Raw genomic sequence first — 14,307 nt, forward strand, 5'->3', positions numbered from 1 at the left:
CAGCGCAGGGGCAGGCGCTGCCGCAGCCCTTGCCGCCGCTTCGGCCGCCGCTGCCGCTGCCGCTGCCGCCTTCACCGCCGCCTCGGCCGCCGCCTTCTTCGCCGCCAGTTCGCTGGCGACCAGCGCCTTCAGCTGTTCCTGGCCGAAGCGCTGCAGTGGCTTGCCATTGACGAAGAACTCCGGCGTCTTGCCGACGCGGAAGGCCTGCGCGTCGCTCAGGTCCTGGCCGATCACGCGGGCGATGGCCGGGTCGGCCATGTCGGCTTGCAGGCGCGCGACGTCGAGGCCGGCCTTTTTCAGGTGCGGCCAGATCCGGTCGAGATGGGCCTCGTTGTTCGCCGCCCAGTCGGACTGGGTTTTCAGCAGCGCTTCCAGAGCCGGCCAGTACTTGTCCTGCTTGCGCGCCGCCTCGAGTGCCGCGACCACCTTGGCCGAGCCCTTGTGGAAGGGTGCGTAGCGCAGCACGACGGCGATGCTGTCCGGATTGCCGGCGCGGATCTGCTTCACGATCGGGTAGAAGGCGGCGCATGTCTCGCAGGCGGGATCGAAAAACTCGACGATCACCACCGGTGCGTCGGCGCTGCCCAGCAGCGGCGAATGCGCGCGCACCATCGACGGTCCGGTGTCGGCGGGCTTCGGCGGCGGCGGCGCGGCGGCGGGCGGCGCCTTGGCTTCCGTGCGTGCCGCCGCGACCGGGCTCGGCGCTTCCTCGCGTGCGACGTTGCGCAGCAGGGCGGCGATGATGAAGGCGACCAGCAGTCCGATCGCGGCAATGATGAAAATGTTCTTCTGTTTCATGTGCTACTCCTTCGGTGCGCCGTGACCAGCAGCGCGATGATGGTCGAGAACGCCACGGCCGAAAGCAGTGGGATGGTAGGGAAGCCGAACCACTGGGTCACGTTTTCCGAGCAGGTGGCAGCTCGCCACCTGCGCGCCGGGCACGGCCGGCGCCGGCGCGGAACGAATGATACGGCGGTCCGGCGGAAACAGGCCAAACGGCAGGATCGGCGCCAGCGGGAACATGAAGATGCGCTGGTACCCGCACGGCACACGGATCGGCGGTTCCACGACCGCGCCGAAGAATAGCGCGTCCAGCGTGGCGGCGGCGGCGACCAGCCAGGCAGCGAACGGCGGCGTTGCACTATCGCCTTCGCCCGCCGGTCAGATGCCTGACGGGATGGGCATCGGCCGCAACTCGGGCCCGGTATTGCCGGGCGGCAGCCCTGGTGCGAAAGTCGGCGCTGGCAGCACGGCAGGGAACCCGACACTTTCCGGCGTAATGCCGCCGATGTGCCGGCCCATCGCGAAATGGCGTCCCGGCATGGCCACCATGCGGCCTTGGATGCGCCGGCACCACTCATGAGAGCTGCCGAATTCCGGCTGCGAATGGTCGAGGGTCAGGATGCCGCGCGAGCGCGGCGCTTCAGGAATCGAGGCGGCCTTTTTGCTCGGGTTGCGGCGCACGCGGCGGCGTAGCCCTGGGTTCGACGTTCACCTTGGCGCCGCCCAGGCTTTGCGTGATCTCGACCATGCCGGCAAAGATCCGCTGCTCGGGATTCTTCAGGCAGTAGGCGTCGAGCAGGGGAATCAGCACCGCGACGCTGGCGACCACCGGGCTCGCCGTCGCGCTGCCGCCGCGAGCGTAGACGTTGTGGCCGGCGATGAAACCCTGCGCCCACTCCAGCGCCATCGCGCGTGATTCGATGTTGCGCGCGTCCTTCCATTGCTGCCATTCGGTGCATTTGCGGATGCCCATGCCCGCCAGCTTGACGTCGCGCGACGGAGCCTGCGCGCTGCCGTCGGTGGCAAGCAGCAGCGCCAGGGTCAGGGCGGGAAACAGCAGGCAAGCGCGCGGCATGGGCATCGGGCGGTCGGCGGGGGGCAAGCGCTATCCTAGCAGCTTGGCATCCTCGCGACGAGGCGAGGTGGGTTCGCGTTCAGCCGTCAAGGCGCTGCGCGACATGCTCGGCCAGCGCGAGGCTGGAGGTGAGGCCCGGCGATTCGATGCCGTAGAGGCAGACCAGCCCGCCGCAGCCATGGTCGGCGGGGCCGGAAACGAGGAAATCGCAGGCCGCCGCGCCCGGCGCATGCGGCTTGGGGCGTATTCCGGCATAGGCCGGCAGCAGCGCGCCGTCGGGCAGTTGCGGCCAATAGCGGCGGACCTCGGCATAGAAGGCGTCGGCGCGCCTGGGGTCCACGGTGTAGTCGATCGCATCTATCCATTCCACGTCGGGGCCGAAGCGCGCCTGCCCGCCGAGGTCCAGCGTCAGGTGCACGCCCAGCCCGGCGGCCTCGGGCACCGGGTAGATCAGGCGCGAAAAGGGCGCGCGGCCGGCCAGCGAATAGTAGTTGCCCTTGGCAAAGTGCAGTGGCGGCACCGAATCGGGCGGCAGGCCGCGCAGGCGGCGGGCGACGCCCTGGGCGCCGAGGCCGGCGCAGTTCACCACCGTCGTCGCGTGCAACTGCATGGCCTCGTCCGCATCGCCGCCGATCTCCAGCACGATGCCGTCACCGACGATCCCGCCGCCGCGCACCGGGCTGTTCGCCGCGAGCACCGCGCCGCCGCGTTCGGCATCGCCCAGCAGGGATAGCATCAGGGCGTGGCTGTCGATGATGCCGGTCGACGGCGAGAGCAGCGCCGCCGTGCATTCCAGCGCGGGTTCCAGCGCGCGGGCCGCGTCGCGCGACAGTGCCTGCAGGTCGTCCACGCCGTTGGCCGCCGCCGCGGCGGCGATGCGAGCGAGTTGCTGCCCTTGCGCCTCGGTGGTGGCGACGATCAGCTTGCCGCAGCGGCGGTGGGCGATGCCGCGCTCTTCGCAGTAGGCATAGAGCCGCTGGCGGCCGGCAACGCACAGCCGCGCCTTGAGCGAACCTGCCGCATAGTAGATGCCGGCATGGATCACTTCGCTGTTGCGCGCGCTGATGCCGGTGCCGAAGGCGGCCTCGGCTTCGAGGATCAGCACTTCGCGGCCGCGCGCGGCAAGTTCGCGCGCCACGGCAAGGCCGATGACACCGGCGCCGATGATGGCGCAATCTATTTTTTCCATGGATTCTTTTGTGGCAGAGTAATACGCTTGAATGATAACCGAAGGCCCCTTGCGGACAAGGAGCGGCAGCATGCACACACGATCCATCGCCACCATCTGCTTGTCGGGCCTGCTGCTCGCGGCGCCCGCGGTGACACTTGCCGCCGATGCTCCGGCGAAGGCCGCCGGCAATGCGACGGCCACGCCGCGCATGGTGTTCCAGGTCAACGAGGACGATTCGCGCAAGTGGCACACGGTGCTGGCCAACATCAACAACGTGCAGGAAGAACTGGGCGGCAAGGTCGAGGTCGCGGTGGTTCTGATCGGGCCGGGGCTGGGCATGATCAAGGCCGACGCGCTGACCGCCAACGGCGTGCAGGACGCGATGACTACCGGCGTGCGCTTCGTCGCCTGCGGCAATTCGATGCAGTCGATGAAGCTGGCCAAGGACGACCTGGTCGATGGCGTCGCCCATGCCCGCGCCGGCTATGTCGAAATCATGCGCCTGCAGAAGCTCGGTTATGCCTACATCCGGCCTTAGTGCGGAAGTGCGCGCGCAACTCGACTGGTCCGCCATCGACACCGTCCTGCTCGACATGGACGGCACCCTGCTCGACCTGAACTTCGACAACCATTTCTGGCAGACCCACCTTCCGCAGCGCTATGCCGAAGCGCGCGGCCTGCCGCCCGGGTCCGGGCGCGAGGAGCTGATGGCGCGCTACCACGCCCGCGCCGGGACGCTGGCGTGGTACTCGGTGGACTTCTGGGAATCGGAGCTGGAACTGGACATCATGCGCCTCAAGGAGGAAGTGGCGCACCTGATCGACATCCATCCGCATGTAGTCACGTTCCTCGAAGCCATGCGTGCCGCCGGCAAGCGCGTGGTGCTGGCGACCAATGCCCACCACAAGAGCGTGACGCTGAAAATGGCGAAGACCGGACTGACGCCGCACTTCGATGCCATCGTCAGTTCGCATGCGCTGGACGCCGCCAAGGAGGAGCAGGCCTTCTGGCAGCGGCTGCGCGCCATCGAACCCTTCGACCCGGCGCGCACGCTGCTGGTCGATGACAGCCTGCCGGTGCTCGACAGCGCGCGCCGCTACGGCATCGCCCACCTGGTGACGATCAGGAAGCCGGACACGCAGAAGCCGGTGAAGGACACCGGCGACTACCCGGCGATCGACGACTTCTCGCAGTTGATGCCCTAGCGAATGAAAGGGAGTACAAATGGACTGGAATGCGGTGTCTGCTGTCGCCGGCGTGATTTCGGCCTTGTTCGTCGCACTGAGCGTGGCCTACCTTGCGCTCCAGGTAAGAGCCGGAACCAGGGCGACACGCTCGCAAACCTACTACCAGACGACAGCGGCACTGGCTGATATCGCCGCAATCATCGGCAGCGATGAGAAGCTTGCCAGGGTCGTTCGGATCGGGTGGGTAACACCCGAGAAGTTGACCGAAGACGAGCTCACTCAGTTTGGTTACCTGATGGTCAGCTTCCTGCGCCGCTACGAGAATATTTTCTTCCAGTACGAGTCCGGGCTGGTGGACGAAGGCTTCTGGGCCGGCCATCGCGAGAATCTGCTGTGGGCGTTCCGTCGCCCGGGGATGCAACTTATCTGGAAGGATAGAAAGCAGTCCTTCAGCGTCGGCTTCCGGGAGTTCCTCGAGCGCTCGGACTCAATCGAACTTGCCACGCCGGACAGTCGTCGCTTGTAGCGTCCCGCCGGCGCCGTCCGCAAGGGATACCGCCTCCGGACGTGCCGGAGACATAACTTTTCGCTCGGACTGGCGCAAGGCTTCGGTGCGCCGACCATTCGAGTTCAGGTGTTGCAGCGCAGCTTGACGCCGCCCGCCGGCGCCCTGTAAGTTGTATACAAAATATCGTATGCAATAACAAATCCACGTGAAATCAAAGGTTAATCGTTCTTCCCTGTCGGAGCAGGCGGTGGGTTTGTTGCGCGAGCGCATCTACAACCACGCACTGCTGCCGGGCCAGCGGCTGGACGAGGCCCTGCTGGCGGAGCAGATGGGGATCAGCCGCACGCCGCTGCGCGAGGCGCTCAAGGTGCTCTCCGCCGAGGGGCTGGTCGACCTGCAGCCGCACAAGGGCTGCTTCGTCGCCGAGCTGAGCCTGCGCGACCTGGAGGAAATCTTTCCCATCATGGCCACCTTGGAAGGCCGCGTCGCCCACGAGGTCGCGCAAAAGCGCACGCCGGCCCAGCTCAAGGCGCTCGACGCGCTGCACGAAAAACTGGAGAAGCACGCCGCGGCCGGCGACGTGGATCGCTACTACGAGACCAACTATGTTTTCCATGACCAGATGCAAACCTGCGCCGGCAACCGCTGGCTTCAGATCGTGATCGGCGACCTGAGGAAGCTGCTGAAACTCTCGCGCCACCATTCGCTGCGCCTCGACGGCCGGCTCGCGGCCTCGCTGGCCGAACATCGCGCGCTGATGCAGGCCTTGCACCGGCGGGATGCCGATGCCGCGGAACGCGTGATGCGCGGGCACCTGCTGGCGCAACTGGCCGCGCTGCACCAGATGTCGCTGGCAGCCGAGGTGATCGATGGTTGAGCGCCTGGTCGACCGCCTGCGCTCGATAGTCGGCGCTCGCCACACGGCGGACCTCCGGCCGCGCCAACTCGACGACTGGCGCCGGCTGCTGGCGGAATGCGCCGAGGCCAAGGGCGGCGAGGTGTCGACGCGGACCCGCGCCGCGGCGCTGGCGCAGACCTACCTCGGGCTCGACGACGAAGGCCGCCACGCCTTCCTGCGCCTGATATCGCTCGAATTCGGTCCCGAGCCGGCGCGCGTCGCGGAGGCCCACGCGGCCTACCAGGCGGCGGTGGGCATGGCGGCGCAGTGGGACGCCGAAGCCGACCTGCGCGCCGCGCTGCGCTCGGCACGGATTCGGATACTGACCCAGTTCAACGCCATCCCTCAGGGCGTCAAGTTCCTGGTCGACCTGCGCGCCGACCTGCTGCGCTACCTGGAGGACGACGCCGAACTGGCGCCGCTCGACCGCGAGCTGGAGTCGCGCCTCGCGGCGTGGTTCGACGTCGGCTTCCTCGAACTGCAGCGCATCACCTGGAACGCGCCGGCCGCGCTCCTGGAAAAGCTGATCGAGTACGAGGCGGTGCACGAGATCCGTTCCTGGGCCGACCTCAAGAACCGCCTCGATTCGGATCGCCGCCTCTATGCCTTCTTTCATCCGCGCATGCCGATGGAGCCGCTGATCTTCGTCGAGGTGGCGCTCACCGACCGCCTCGCCGACAACGTGCAGGCGCTGCTCGACGAGCATGCGCCGGTGTTCGACGCGCGCCGCGCCGACACCGCGATCTTCTATTCGATATCGAACACGCAGGCCGGTTTGCGCGGCGTGTCCTTCGGCAATTTCCTGCTCAAGCGCGTGATCGACGACCTGCAGCGGGATTTCCCGAAACTGCGCCAGTTCGCCACGCTGTCACCGCTGCCGGGCTTTGCATCCTGGCTGCGCAAGAATCCGCAGGAACTGGCGGCCGACCTGCCCGATGCCGAGCTCGGTGCGCTGGCGTCCGGCGAATGGGCCCGCGATCTCGCGACGGCGCGCCGGATCAACGAGGGTCTGGCGCAACTGGCGGCGCGCTACCTGACGCTGGCCAAGGCCAGTCGCGGCGACGGACGCCTGCCCCTCGATCCGGTGGCGCGCTTCCATCTCGGCAACGGCGCCCGCATCGAGCGCATCAACCCGCTCGGCGATGCGTCGGCCAAGGGGCTGAAGCAGTCCATCGGCGTCATGGTGAATTACCTGTACGACCTCGACGAGCTGGAACACAACGTCGAGAACTTTGCCCGCGAGGGCGCCATCGCCAACTCGGCTGCCGTGCGGCGGCTGGCGCGGCCAAAGCAAGTCCAATAGAGGAGACAAGACATGCGAGGTAAATTTCTGACCGGCGCCATCGCGGTAGTCGGCCTGCTGAGTCTCGGCCTGGGCAGCGCCCCGGTGCTGGCGCAGGCCAAGACCCTGAAGATTTCCCACCAGTTTCCCGGCGGCAGCATCGACGAGGGCGACTTCCGCGACCGCATGGTGCGCAAGTTCGCCGCCGAGGTGGAGAAGAAGACCAATGGCGCGCTCAAGTTCGAGATCTATCCGTCCGGTTCGCTGGTCAAGCCGGTCGAGCAGTGGGGCGCGATGGCCAACGGCTCGCTCGACATGTCGCTGTATCCGCTGGCCTATGCCGGCGGCCGCGTGCCGGAGCTCAACATCGGCCTGATGCCGGCGCTGGTCACCAGCTACGACCAGGGCCTGCGCTGGAAGGACGCGCCGATCGGCAAGGAGCTGACGCGCATTGTCGAGGAGAAGGGCGTCAAGATCATCACCTGGGTCTGGCAGGCCGGCGGCATCGCCTCGCGCGCCAAGCCCATCATCAATCCGGACGACGTCAAGGGCCTCAAGTTCCGCGGCGGCAGCAAGGAAATGGACGTGATGCTGAAGGCCGCCGGCGCCTCGCCGACCAACGTGCCCTCCAGCGAAATCTACAGCGCGATGCAGTCGGGCGTGCTCGACGCGGCGCTGACCTCCAGCACCTCGCTGATTTCCTTCCGCCTGCACGAGCACGCCAAGCACGTCACCACGGCGCGCGACAAGACCTTCTGGTTCATGTTCGAGCCGATCATGATGTCCAAGGCCACCTTCGACAAGCTCAGCCCTGACCAGCAGAAGATCGTCATGGAAGTCGGCGCCGGACTGGAGAAGTTCGGCATGGATGCGGCCAAGGCCGACGACCAGAAGCTGGCCGAGGTCTACAAGTCGGCCGGCGACGGCGTGCAGGACATGAACGAGGCGGCATTCGCCAAGTGGCGCGAGGTTGCGCGCAACTCGGCCTGGAAGGATTTCGAGGAGAAGATCCCGAACGGCAAGAAGCTGCTCGAGATGGCCACGGCAGTCAAGTAAGCATGGCACTGCGGCCGGCCTGGCGGGCGTTCGCGGCGACGCTCACCGGGTTGAACCTCTGGCTGGGCTACCTTGCCGGTCTGCTGGTGGCGGTTTCGGCCGTCCTCCTCACCGGCGAGGTAATGGCTCGCTACATCTACAACGCGCCCAGCGACTGGAGCCTGGAGCTGTGCATCCTGATGCTGATCGCCGCGACCTTCATGGCGGCGGGCCACACGCTGGCGGCCAGGGCCCATGTGAACATCGACATCGTCGACCACCTGATGTCGGGCAGCCTCAACCGCTGGCGCCTGTTGCTGGCCGACCTGGGTGCGGCGGGACTCTGCGGTTTCGTCGCGGTCAATGCCTGGCGGCTGACCGGCATCGCCTGGAGCGAGGGCTGGGTGAGCAATTCGACCTGGGGACCGAAGCTGTGGATTCCCTTCAGCCTGATCGCGCTGGGCATGAGCCTGCTGGCGCTGCAGTACCTGGTGCAGATCATCGACCAGCGACTGGCGGCGATGCTTGCGGGGAGGCGTCATGGGCGTGCTTGAGATCGGCTTCCTCTACCTCGGCGCGGCGCTGCTGCTGCTGTTCTCCGGCATGCCGATCGCCTTCGCGCTGGGCGGCACGGCGCTGGCCTTCATGTACTTCTTCATGCCGGCCAACAACCTGGAGAACATCGCCGAGACGCTGTATTCCGAACTCAACAACTTCACGCTGCTGACGATTCCGCTGTTCATCCTGATGGGCGCCGCGATCGGCAAGACGCACGCCGCGGCCGATCTTTACGAGGCGGCGCACCGCTGGCTCTACAAGCTGCCTGGCAGCCTCGGCGTGGCCAATGTCTTTGGCTGCTCGGTGTTCGCCGCGATGTGCGGCTCGAGCCCGGCCACCTGCGCCGCGATCGGCAGCATGGGCATTCCCGAGATGAGGAAGCGCGGCTATTCCGAGGAGCTCGCCACCGGCCTGATCGCCGCCGGCGGCACCCTGGGCATCCTGATCCCGCCCTCATTGACCCTGATCATCTACGGCATCATCACCGAGCAGTCGATCGGCAAGCTGTTCATCGCCGGGGTGATACCCGGCATCCTGCTGGCGTTGTTGTTCGCCGTTTGGGTGATGTATGCCGCGACGCGCGAAGTGGCCGCGGCGCGTGCCGGCAAGGCGGCGAGCGAACTGCTGCAGGCCGAATTCTTCACCTGGCGCCAGCGCATGGAAACCCTGCCGCGCCTGTTGCCCTTCGCCGTGCTGATCGCGGTGGTGATGATCGCCCTCTACGACGGCTGGGGCACGCCCTCCGAGGTAGCGGGGGTCGGCGCCGCCGGTTCGCTGCTGCTGGTGGTATTCATCTACGGCGTCTGGCGCTGGCGCGACATGAAGGAGATCCTGCTCGGCACCGCGCGCGAGTCCTGCATGATCATGATGATCATCGCCATGGCCTTCCTGTTCACCTACGTCATGAGCTACCTGCACATCACGCAGACCATGGCGCAATGGCTGGTCGGGCTGGGACTGTCGAAATGGGTCTATCTGTTCTGGGTGAACATCCTGCTGCTGGTGCTGGGCTGCTTCCTGCCGCCGGTGGCCATCATCCTGATGGTGACGCCGGTGATCATGCCCGGCATACTCGCCGCCGGCTTCGACCCGATCTGGTTCGGCATCGTGCTCACCATCAACATGGAAATGGGCCTGATCACGCCGCCGGTCGGCCTCAACCTGTTCGTCATCAATGGCATCGCGCCCGACATCATGTTCCGCCAGATCATGCGCGGCGTGATGCCCTTCATCTGGATCATGGGGTTCTACATCGTGCTGCTGGCGATGTTCCCCGAGATCGTCATGTGGCTGCCCGAGAAGGTCAAATGAACAAGAACCTCTATCGCCTGCTCGCTGCGCACTTTCCGGAAGACAAGACCGCCGCCTGCATGATCCTGCCCGACGGCCGGGTGTGGACCTACGGCGACGTCGAGCGCGCCAGCGCGCGCATCGCCCATCTGATCGTCGCGCTCGGCCTGCACCCCGGCGATCGCGTCGCCGCGCAGGTGGAAAAGACGCCGGAGGCGCTGGTGCTCTACCTCGCGAGCTTGCGCGCCGGCATGGTCTTCCTGCCGCTGAATCCGGCCTACCAGCGCCACGAGCTGGAGTACTTCCTGCTGGACGCGAAACCCGGGTTGTTCGTCTGTCGCCCGCAGTCGCGTGCGCTGGCCGCCGAAATCGCGGCGCTGGCCGGCGTGCCGCATTTGCTCGAACTCGACGATGCCGGGCGAGGCTCGCTGATCGACGCGGCGGCCCCGCATGCGGACCGTTTCGACACGGTGGCGAGGAGCGCCGACGACCTCGCCGCAATCCTCTATACCTCGGGCACCACCGGGCGCTCCAAGGGCGCCATGCTGTCCCACGGCAACCTCGCGCACAACGCCAAGACCTTGCACAAGTACTGGCATTTTCAGCCCGGTGACGTGCTGCTGCACATGCTGCCGACCTTCCATGTGCATGGCCTGTTCATCGCCTGCCACACCACGTTGCTGAACGGCTCTGCGATGTTCTTCGAGCCGAAGTTCGACGCCGCGCGCGCCATGGAACTGCTGCCGCAATCCACCGTGATGATGGGCGTGCCGACCTTCTACGTGCGCCTGCTGCACGAGGCGTCCTTCGGTCGCCAGGCCTGTCGCAGCATGCGCCTGTTCATCTCCGGCTCGGCGCCGCTGCTCAAGGAAACCTTCGACGAGTTCCAGGCGCGCACCGGGCACACGATACTCGAACGCTACGGCATGACCGAGGGCGGCATGTTCACCTCGAATCCTTACGACGGCGAGCGGCGCGGCGGCACGGTCGGCTTCCCGCTGCCGGGCACCGCACTGCGAATAGTCGGCGCCGGCAACACGGCGATCCGGCGCGGCAGCGTCGGCAACATCCAGGTCAAGGGCGACAACGTCTTCGTCGGCTACTGGGGCATGCCGGAAAAGACCCGCGAGGAATTCACCGCCGACGGCTTCTTCAAGACCGGCGACGTGGGCAACTGGGACGACGGCGGCTACGTGGTGATCAGCGGGCGTTCCAAGGACCTGGTGATCACCGGCGGCCTCAACGTGTATCCGAAGGAGATCGAGGAGCTGATCGACGCCATGCCCGGCGTCGTCGAATCCGCCGTGATCGGCCTGCCGCATCCCGATTTCGGCGAGGCGGTGACCGCCGTCGTGGTGCGGCAGAAGAACGCCGAAGGCCGCGCCCTGACCGAGTCCGGCATAATCGCGGCGATCAAGGACAGGCTGGCGAACTTCAAGGTGCCGAAGTGGGTATATCTGGTCGACGAACTGCCGCGCAACGCCATGGGCAAGGTGCAGAAAAACATCCTGCGCCAGGAATACTCGCCGCAAAAGCCGCGTTGAGCAGGCGACGCCTCCTGGCCTCTCGCATTTTTGGCTGGACAGCGCCCGCTCAAGTTCTTACAATACTTCGAACAATTCGTGGAATTGTAAGGAAATGATCCCGCGCGCGGCAGCTGCGTTACTCGACGACATTCGCTCCGGCTACCCGGTGATTACCCTCACCGGACCGCGCCAGTCCGGCAAAACCACGCTGGCCCGCGCGGCCTTTCCCGACAAGCCCTACGTCTCGCTGGAAACGCCGGACGAACGCGAATTCGCCGCCGGCGATCCGCGCGGTTTCCTGGCGCGCTGGAAAGAGGGCGCGATAATCGACGAGGTACAGCATGTGCCGGCCCTGTTGTCGTGGATACAATCGGACGTCGATGCCGCAGGTACGATGGGGCGTTTCGTGCTCACCGGTTCGCAGAATTTTGCACTGATGGCCCATATCACCCAGAGCCTCGCCGGGCGTTCCGCGCTGGTGCAATTGCTGCCACTGTCCATCGCCGAATTGAATGCGGCCGGCCAGCTGCCGAATGACCTGGACGCCATGCTGCTGCGCGGCGGCTATCCGGCGCTTTACGCACGGCCGCTCAATCCGGCGCGCTGGCTGGCGGACTACACCATGTCCTACCTCGAACGCGATGTCCGGCAGATCACGCAGGTGCATGACCTGTCCGCTTTCCAGCGCTTCCTGCGGCTGTGCGCCGGGCGCACCGGGCAATTGCTCAACCTGGCCAGCCTGGCGCAGGATACCGGTGTCGCGCAAAGCACGGCGCGCGCCTGGCTGTCCGTGCTCGAAGCCAGCTACATCGTCCACCTTCTGCAATCGCACCATCGCAACCTGGGCAAGCGTGTGGTCAAGATGCCCAAGCTGTACTTCATCGATGTCGCCCTGGCGGTATCGATGATGGGAATACAAACCACGGGCCAGCTGGCCATCCACCCCTTGCGCGGCGCCTTGTTCGAGACCTTGATCGTCGCGGAGTTTCTCAAGGCACGGTTCAATTCCGGCTTCCCGTCGAACCTCTATTTCTGGCGCGACAACGTCGGCCTCGAAGTCGATCTGCTGATCGACGAGCCGGAAGGCCTGCACCCCATCGAAATAAAGTCGTCGGCCACGGTTACCGACGACCTGCTCAAGGGCTTGCGCAAGTGGCTGGCGGTGGCGGACGGCGCAGCCCGCCATCCGCGGCTGATATGCGCCGCGCCCGACAGCTACACGCGAAGCGGCATCGAGGTGCGCCGCTGGCAGGAAGCCGCCGCATGAGGAAGGGTAGGCCGTCATGCTGAATGTCCTCCCGGCTCCACTAGTCGGCGCCATCGCCTTCCTGCTGCTGGCCCTCAACGTGTTCTTCTGGGTGCCGATCCTGCTGCTGTTCGCCATCGTCAGGCTGGTGCTGCCGTTCAAGGCGGTGCGGCTGCGGATCGACCCATTGCTGGTCGCCATCGCCGAAGCCTGGATCGCCGGCAACAGCGGCTGGATGGCGCTGACCCAGCGCACCGCTTGGGATGTCGAGGGCATCGAAGGGCTCGACCCAGGCGACTGGTACCTGGTCAATAGCAACCACCAGTCCTGGGCCGACATCTTCGTCCTGCAGCACCTGTTCAACCGGCGTATCCCGCTGCTCAAGTTCTTCATCAAGGACCAGTTGAAGTGGGTGCCGGTCTTGGGCCTGGCCTGGTGGGCGCTGGACTTCCCCTTCATGCGCCGCCACAGCGAGGAGTACCTCAAGCTGCATCCGGAAATGCGCGGCAAGGACCAGGAAGCGACACGCCGCGCCTGTGAAAAATTCGCCCTGATCCCGACCAGCGTGATGAACTTCCTCGAAGGCACGCGCTTTACGCCGGCCAAGCACGCCAAACAGCAATCGCCCTACCGCCACCTGCTCAAGCCCAAGGCCGGCGGCATCGCACTGGCGCTCAACGCCATGGGTGACAAATTCCGCGCCATCCTCGACGTCACCATCGTCTATCCCGATGGCGCGCCGAACTTCTGGGATTTCCTCTGCGGCCGCCTGCGCCGCGTCATTGTCCGCGTGCAGAGCCTGCCGGTACCCGAGCACCTGATGCAGGGCGACTACGCCGCCGACGCCGCGACGCGCGAAGCCTTCGCGGTCTGGGTCAGGCAGTTGTGGCATGACAAGGATGTACAGATTTCGCTGCTGTTGGAGAAGGCCGGGCGCTGAGGGGGTGTGGGGACTCGAGGGTGCGGAGCGGCAGGTTCGTGCCCTTTGCCGTCATTCCCGCAAACGCGGGAATCCAGCGGCATTTGAGCAACGAGCCTGGATTCCGGGTTCCGCTGCGCGGCCCCGGAATGATAGCGGTTGGCCGGGCCCGGCCGCTGCCTTCCAGCTCGCATCCCCGGTTTGCCAGGCCACAGAAACGTCAGCGAATGTGCAGACGCCCTTCTTCGCAGCTTACCGTCATGGCGAAATAGAACAGATCGGCGGGCGGCAGGTGCGGCCAAGTGCCGGCGGCGAGGCGCTTGCCTAAATCGGAACTGCGCAGGCGTGCGCCGAATTCCTCCGGCGCTGCGGGAACACCGCGCAGCAGCGTCTCGATGTAGTCCGCGCAGGCGATGTCCTCGTCGCCATCGCGATCGATCCATTCGCCGGTAATGACGAAGCGGACTTCCACGGCGCGGGGGGCGAGTATCGCCTCGGCGGTTGCCCCTGCGCAGACCAGGCTGGCGGCACACAGCGGGCGTGTGTGGCGAAAGCGGTGCAGTCCCTGCACGCCGGCGGCAGTGCTGATTACCGCTGGCATGCCGGCCAGGTCGGCGTGCATCAGTTCGGACGGCGAATTGGCAAGATCGAAACCGGGTGCCGGCGCGCCGCCGCCGTGGTGAATGGACGCAGCACGTCGATAACGACGACGGTGTCGCTCGGGTCGGGCTGGTTTTGCAGGCGATTCAAGAACGTCCGGGAAAAATGCATGGCTGGTGAATCCGGCGGATGTGTGATTCTGCTGGGCCCGATTTTGTCCTGCCGCTGC

18 protein-coding genes are annotated in these 14,307 nt (G+C 66.1%); 11 read left to right on the forward strand and 7 right to left on the reverse strand.

The window, feature by feature from the left end:
• The 5 genes from J0M27_RS10910 to J0M27_RS10930 form a co-directional block, all read right to left on the reverse strand.
• On the reverse strand, positions 1–798 hold a 798-nt coding region (locus tag J0M27_RS10910), incomplete at its 3' end, for a thioredoxin domain-containing protein (protein WP_294991186.1).
• A gap of 3 nt (positions 799–801) precedes the next feature.
• A complete protein-coding gene (locus tag J0M27_RS10915; RefSeq protein WP_294991188.1) occupies positions 802–1,068 on the reverse strand; it encodes a hypothetical protein in 267 nt (88 codons plus the stop codon).
• 93 nt (positions 1,069–1,161) lie between these two features.
• Positions 1,162–1,464: a hypothetical protein gene (locus J0M27_RS10920; protein WP_294991190.1), complete on the reverse strand. Its 303-nt coding sequence runs from the start codon at positions 1,462–1,464 to the stop codon at positions 1,162–1,164.
• Positions 1,424–1,885: a hypothetical protein gene (locus J0M27_RS10925; protein ID WP_294991192.1), complete on the reverse strand. Its 462-nt coding sequence runs from the start codon at positions 1,883–1,885 to the stop codon at positions 1,424–1,426. Before J0M27_RS10925 ends, J0M27_RS10920 begins: the two co-directional genes overlap by 41 nt.
• Before the next feature lie 52 nt (positions 1,886–1,937).
• Positions 1,938–3,047: an NAD(P)/FAD-dependent oxidoreductase gene (locus J0M27_RS10930; protein WP_294991194.1), complete on the reverse strand. Its 1,110-nt coding sequence runs from the start codon at positions 3,045–3,047 to the stop codon at positions 1,938–1,940.
• Positions 3,048–3,117: 70 nt separating this feature from the next.
• On the opposite strand from J0M27_RS10930, the gene J0M27_RS10935 reads away from it, so the two are divergent.
• The 11 genes from J0M27_RS10935 to J0M27_RS10985 all read left to right on the forward strand — a co-directional run bounded on the left by J0M27_RS10935 (position 3,118) and on the right by J0M27_RS10985 (position 13,499).
• Positions 3,118–3,567, forward strand: a complete 450-nt coding sequence (locus tag J0M27_RS10935; RefSeq protein WP_294991197.1) for a DsrE family protein — start codon at positions 3,118–3,120, stop codon at positions 3,565–3,567.
• Positions 3,548–4,234, forward strand: a complete 687-nt coding sequence (gene yrfG / locus J0M27_RS10940) for a GMP/IMP nucleotidase (RefSeq protein WP_294991199.1) — start codon at positions 3,548–3,550, stop codon at positions 4,232–4,234. The genes J0M27_RS10935 and yrfG overlap by 20 nt, the downstream gene beginning before the upstream one ends.
• 19 nt (positions 4,235–4,253) lie before the next feature.
• Positions 4,254–4,742 carry a hypothetical protein gene (locus J0M27_RS10945; protein ID WP_294991201.1) on the forward strand — a complete coding sequence of 163 codons (489 nt, stop codon included), beginning with the start codon at positions 4,254–4,256 and terminating at the stop codon, positions 4,740–4,742.
• 187 nt (positions 4,743–4,929) lie between these two features.
• On the forward strand, positions 4,930–5,601 hold the full coding sequence (locus J0M27_RS10950) for a GntR family transcriptional regulator (RefSeq protein WP_294991202.1): 672 nt from the start codon (positions 4,930–4,932) through the stop codon (positions 5,599–5,601).
• On the forward strand, positions 5,594–6,925 hold the full coding sequence (locus tag J0M27_RS10955; RefSeq protein ID WP_294991205.1) for a malonyl-CoA decarboxylase: 1,332 nt from the start codon (positions 5,594–5,596) through the stop codon (positions 6,923–6,925). Before J0M27_RS10950 ends, J0M27_RS10955 begins: the two co-directional genes overlap by 8 nt.
• A 12-nt stretch (positions 6,926–6,937) precedes the next feature.
• The gene (gene dctP / locus J0M27_RS10960; protein WP_294991208.1) at positions 6,938–7,960 is read left to right on the forward strand and encodes a TRAP transporter substrate-binding protein DctP; all 1,023 of its coding nucleotides are present in this window, start codon (positions 6,938–6,940) and stop codon (positions 7,958–7,960) included.
• A 2-nt stretch (positions 7,961–7,962) separates the two neighbouring features.
• Positions 7,963–8,493 (forward strand): TRAP transporter small permease, encoded by a 531-nt coding sequence (locus J0M27_RS10965; protein WP_294991211.1) that lies wholly within the window; start codon positions 7,963–7,965, stop codon positions 8,491–8,493.
• Entirely contained in the window at positions 8,480–9,808 is a 1,329-nt protein-coding gene (locus J0M27_RS10970; RefSeq protein ID WP_294991214.1) for a TRAP transporter large permease, read from the forward strand. Before J0M27_RS10965 ends, J0M27_RS10970 begins: the two co-directional genes overlap by 14 nt.
• Positions 9,805–11,331, forward strand: a complete 1,527-nt coding sequence (locus J0M27_RS10975) for a malonyl-CoA synthase (protein ID WP_294991217.1) — start codon at positions 9,805–9,807, stop codon at positions 11,329–11,331. Before J0M27_RS10970 ends, J0M27_RS10975 begins: the two co-directional genes overlap by 4 nt.
• Before the next feature lie 94 nt (positions 11,332–11,425).
• Positions 11,426–12,580, forward strand: coding sequence for an ATP-binding protein (locus J0M27_RS10980; protein ID WP_294991220.1), 1,155 nt, complete (start codon positions 11,426–11,428; stop codon positions 12,578–12,580).
• Between the two features lie 16 nt (positions 12,581–12,596).
• Entirely contained in the window at positions 12,597–13,499 is a 903-nt protein-coding gene (locus J0M27_RS10985; protein ID WP_294991223.1) for an acyltransferase, read from the forward strand.
• Positions 13,500–13,698: 199 nt separating this feature from the next.
• On the opposite strand, the gene J0M27_RS10990 is transcribed toward J0M27_RS10985, so the two are convergent.
• Positions 13,699–14,100: a 2-phosphosulfolactate phosphatase gene (locus J0M27_RS10990; RefSeq protein WP_294991226.1), complete on the reverse strand. Its 402-nt coding sequence runs from the start codon at positions 14,098–14,100 to the stop codon at positions 13,699–13,701.
• A complete protein-coding gene (locus tag J0M27_RS10995) occupies positions 14,100–14,249 on the reverse strand; it encodes a hypothetical protein (protein ID WP_294991229.1) in 150 nt (49 codons plus the stop codon). The genes J0M27_RS10990 and J0M27_RS10995 overlap by 1 nt, the downstream gene beginning before the upstream one ends.
• Positions 14,250–14,307: the final 58 nt, after the last annotated feature.

It is taken from the genome of Sulfuritalea sp., from assembly GCF_017302275.1.
Taxonomy (GTDB): domain Bacteria; phylum Pseudomonadota; class Gammaproteobacteria; order Burkholderiales; family Rhodocyclaceae; genus Sulfuritalea.

Excerpts from the sequence above, each read along its gene's own strand:
- yrfG (WP_294991199.1), top strand. The coding sequence starts at position 3,548 with ATGCCTACATCCGGCCTTAGTGCGGAAGTGCGCGCGCAACTCGACTGG.
- J0M27_RS10970 (WP_294991214.1), top strand. The coding sequence starts at position 8,480 with ATGGGCGTGCTTGAGATCGGCTTCCTCTACCTCGGCGCGGCGCTGCTG.
- J0M27_RS10945 (WP_294991201.1), top strand. The coding sequence starts at position 4,254 with ATGGACTGGAATGCGGTGTCTGCTGTCGCCGGCGTGATTTCGGCCTTG.
- J0M27_RS10965 (WP_294991211.1), top strand. The coding sequence starts at position 7,963 with ATGGCACTGCGGCCGGCCTGGCGGGCGTTCGCGGCGACGCTCACCGGG.
- J0M27_RS10935 (WP_294991197.1), top strand. The coding sequence starts at position 3,118 with ATGCACACACGATCCATCGCCACCATCTGCTTGTCGGGCCTGCTGCTC.
- J0M27_RS10980 (WP_294991220.1), top strand. The coding sequence starts at position 11,426 with ATGATCCCGCGCGCGGCAGCTGCGTTACTCGACGACATTCGCTCCGGC.
- J0M27_RS10975 (WP_294991217.1), top strand. The coding sequence starts at position 9,805 with ATGAACAAGAACCTCTATCGCCTGCTCGCTGCGCACTTTCCGGAAGAC.
- J0M27_RS10995 (WP_294991229.1), bottom strand. The coding sequence starts at position 14,249 with ATGCATTTTTCCCGGACGTTCTTGAATCGCCTGCAAAACCAGCCCGAC.
- J0M27_RS10985 (WP_294991223.1), top strand. The coding sequence starts at position 12,597 with ATGCTGAATGTCCTCCCGGCTCCACTAGTCGGCGCCATCGCCTTCCTG.
- J0M27_RS10955 (WP_294991205.1), top strand. The coding sequence starts at position 5,594 with ATGGTTGAGCGCCTGGTCGACCGCCTGCGCTCGATAGTCGGCGCTCGC.
- J0M27_RS10990 (WP_294991226.1), bottom strand. The coding sequence starts at position 14,100 with ATGCACGCCGACCTGGCCGGCATGCCAGCGGTAATCAGCACTGCCGCC.
- J0M27_RS10930 (WP_294991194.1), bottom strand. The coding sequence starts at position 3,047 with ATGGAAAAAATAGATTGCGCCATCATCGGCGCCGGTGTCATCGGCCTT.
- dctP (WP_294991208.1), top strand. The coding sequence starts at position 6,938 with ATGCGAGGTAAATTTCTGACCGGCGCCATCGCGGTAGTCGGCCTGCTG.